Origin of the sequence: Succinimonas sp. (assembly GCF_045225735.1) — a bacterium.
Lineage (GTDB): Bacteria > Pseudomonadota > Gammaproteobacteria > Enterobacterales > Succinivibrionaceae > Succinimonas.
This window is the reverse complement of record NZ_JBGVBR010000127.1, coordinates 1-3033: the sequence shown is the minus strand read 5'-3', so window position 1 is coordinate 3033 and position 3033 is coordinate 1. Positions and strand designations below refer to the sequence as shown.

Sequence of the window (3033 nt, the reverse complement as noted above, 5' to 3'; positions counted from 1 at the left end):
TCTTGGTGACGAGTGCGATTCTTATGCCGAGCTGTCTTTTGCTCAGGATATCTACAACAAGAACAACACCAAGTTTGATGTTCACGCTCTCGTAGCTTACGGCACCAAGGAAGGCAACATTGACCGTCAGGGCAACTCCTGGCAGGGCGTTGACGCTGTTGGCGGCCCGTGGGGCGGTCAGAGAATGTCCATCCGCGAGCTCTGGTCTGGCTACACTCCTGCTGAAGGCTACACCATCTGGGCTGGTAAGAGATTCTACAAGCGTAAGGATATCCACATCCTTGACCTCTACTACCTCAATGATTCTGGCTACGGCACCGGTATTGAAGATATCGATGTAGGCTTTGGTAAGGCTTCCCTTGCTGTTGTTAAGTGGGCCAATGACGGCGATGCAGCAAACAAGGATAATCACTGGAGAAACGTATATAAGATCGACGCTCGTTGGGATGCTATTCCTGTTGGCTTCGGAACCTTGGACGCTTCCCTGATCTATGCTCTTCCTTCTGTATCTGATCATCAGAACAAGAACATGGGCGATGGCAGCCGTCGCGGCGGCCAGAGAGATTCCGGCGCTCTCCTTACCCTTGACCATGCTTCCAACGTAAACGGTGACAGCTTTGGTCTTATGAACCACCTCATCTTCCAGTTTGGTACCAACGGCTTCAGCTATGTTGGCGCTTTCAAGAACCACGCTGGCGATAACTATACTCCTGACTTCGATCAGCAGGGTATTCGTCTCATTGACTGGGGTACCTTTGATATGGGTAACTTCGGTTTAGGTTACTCCCTCCTGTGGGCTCACCTTAACAACGGCAAGAAGCACAGCAATGGCGATACTTGGACCTATGACCGTTCCGGCTGGGAATGGAGCATTGTTCTCCGTCCTGAGTACAAGTGGACTGAATACACCCGTACCACTCTCGAACTCGGTCTGTCTCAGATGAAGACCACCGGTTGGGTAACTCCTCCCACCGTTAAGGATCCTGAGGTTCACAAGATCACTCTTGCTCAGCAGTTCACTCCGGGCAAGGGCTTCTGGCAGCGTCCTGCTATCCGCTTCTATGTTTCCTACATCGGCGGTGATCAGTTCGCAGACAGCTGGGCTGTTGGCTACAAGGCTAAGAACAAGAATCGTCATAACTTCCAGTACACCTTCGGTTCTCAGGTTGAAGCCTGGTGGTAATTGGTTAGTTTGACAGCTAGTTCAAACTGAATGACGAAGGGGCAGCGCAAGCTGCCCTTTTTAGTTTTTGGTTTTCCTGCTCTTCAAGTACCACCGTGGGTTTTACATGATGTCCGGGTCTCCGGACTGTCAGCGGGGGCGGGATAATTGTTTCCGGGTGCCGGGCAAAAATGCGTTATTGATAAACTTTTATGTGAAATTGGTGTCTCATAAGATAGAATATGACCAATCAGCATGGAGGCTTTATGAGAAAGTTAGTTCTTTTGACTTCTTTTTTGACCCTGACAGCATGTTCAACGGTTACTGATGTTTTTACCAAGCCCAGTCCTTCCTTTCTTTCGTACAAGGAAGGCGAAGAGCAGCTTCTGGCGGCGGAAGCCTGCTGCTCGGACGGGAATATTTTTGATAAGGACATGGTCAGCGTTACCTCAGCGCTGGATCAAAAGTATTTTATTGATGCCGATAACACCAGAGCCTTTAATTTCCCCACCGGCAAAAGCTTCTTCAAGATATTCCAGCTGCCCCTCAATGTAGCCTATCTCCAGATCGAAATGGAAGCTACCATCATCACCACTGTCTTCCAGCCTCGTGTTGACTTCTACAATAAGGATCGCAAGCTGGTAAGCACCCTGAGACCCTCCGCCTTCCGTTACCGGGACAGCTTTATCGGGGACGGCACGCTTTCAGCCAAATTGGCCATTAACAATGCCGGAGCCGCTCCGGGACATGAATTTGCCTATATGGTGATTTACACCACCGACGAGGCCCGGGCAGACACCACGTCCATCATGAATCCCGAGAACAAGCGGGAGGAGGCCCGGAACCTTCAGAAGACCGAGCTTCCGAATATTCAGGTAAAGCATTCGGCTATCGGCGAAATTAATGTGTCGTTCCGTTTCCGCCAGAAGGAGGATGACGTAACCAACGATATCATCAGCTACTTCGACGGGCCTCTCTTCGGCGGCGAAGGAAAGAGCAACCGGGAGGAGAATGTGATTCTGGCTAACGGCAAGGCAATTTCCACCTCATCCCAGTCTATTGGCTCCACCGCAGTGGTTTCTCTGGACGGCAGCGGCAATGAGGTAGTAAATGCTTCCTCCGGAGTTTCCAATATGCAGAACCAGGCAATGGGCGGCAATGCTCCTGCGGGTTCCATGCTGAAGGAGACCGAGGAGCTTTACAACAAGCTTATTCGCAACAGCGTGCAGAACGGGGATCTCTCCCGGGCCATGTCTCTCGTGGGCGAGGCTCAGAGAGCCGGATCCGCCACCGCGCAGCAGACCTTTGTGGATGCCATTCAGTCCATGAAGAAATAGCAGGACGTTTCCGGAAGAGCGGAAGATCCTGTGAAATGAAAGAACCATGGCCGATTAAGGTCATGGTTTTCTGTTTTTAAGTGGGGACGGCATTGCCTTGAACAAACCTCCCGGGAGAGCATTCTCGGATCGTTGGCCTTAACCCTCCGCTGTAATCCAGCATCCCCGTTATTCTGCATTGCCTGTTAACCCCGGATCCTCGGAAACAGGCTTGCCCCCTAACAACGTAAGAGCGTGCCGCAGTTTACGGAGTAGCTCTCCGAGGAAAGGTCGTAGCTTTTGCGGTAATAGTTTGCCGATGAAAGTCCCGTTATCCCCAGCATTAAATCAAAGATGAGATCATTGGTGAAGCATTCATGGGTTCTGGCGGACAGGGTGTTTACTAGGTCTCCGCGGGATTTCAGGTACTTTTCGGAAAAACCGATCACAAACTGAATCCTGACCATATCAAACACAAAATGCGTGGTGTTGTGATCATTCCCCATCTGAGAGGGATCGGCGCCGTGATCCGAAACATAGCCGATAAACATGAGA

Annotated in this window: 3 protein-coding genes; 2 read left to right on the top strand and 1 reads right to left on the bottom strand. The window is 50.9% G+C overall.

The window, feature by feature from the left end:
* A partial coding sequence (locus tag ACJROR_RS04530) for a carbohydrate porin (protein WP_406546057.1) occupies positions 1–1183 on the top strand: 1183 nt, incomplete at its 5' end.
* A 245-nt stretch (positions 1184–1428) separates the two neighbouring features.
* Positions 1429–2499: a MalM family protein gene (locus ACJROR_RS04525; RefSeq protein ID WP_406546056.1), complete on the top strand. Its 1071-nt coding sequence runs from the start codon at positions 1429–1431 to the stop codon at positions 2497–2499.
* 218 nt (positions 2500–2717) lie between these two features.
* Here the strand turns inward: ACJROR_RS04525 and ACJROR_RS04520 are convergent.
* A partial coding sequence (locus tag ACJROR_RS04520; protein ID WP_406546055.1) for a hypothetical protein occupies positions 2718–3033 on the bottom strand: 316 nt, incomplete at its 5' end.

Coding starts and splice junctions, on each gene's coding strand:
- ACJROR_RS04525 (WP_406546056.1), top strand. CDS start 1,429: ATGAGAAAGTTAGTTCTTTTGACTTCTTTTTTGACCCTGACAGCATGT.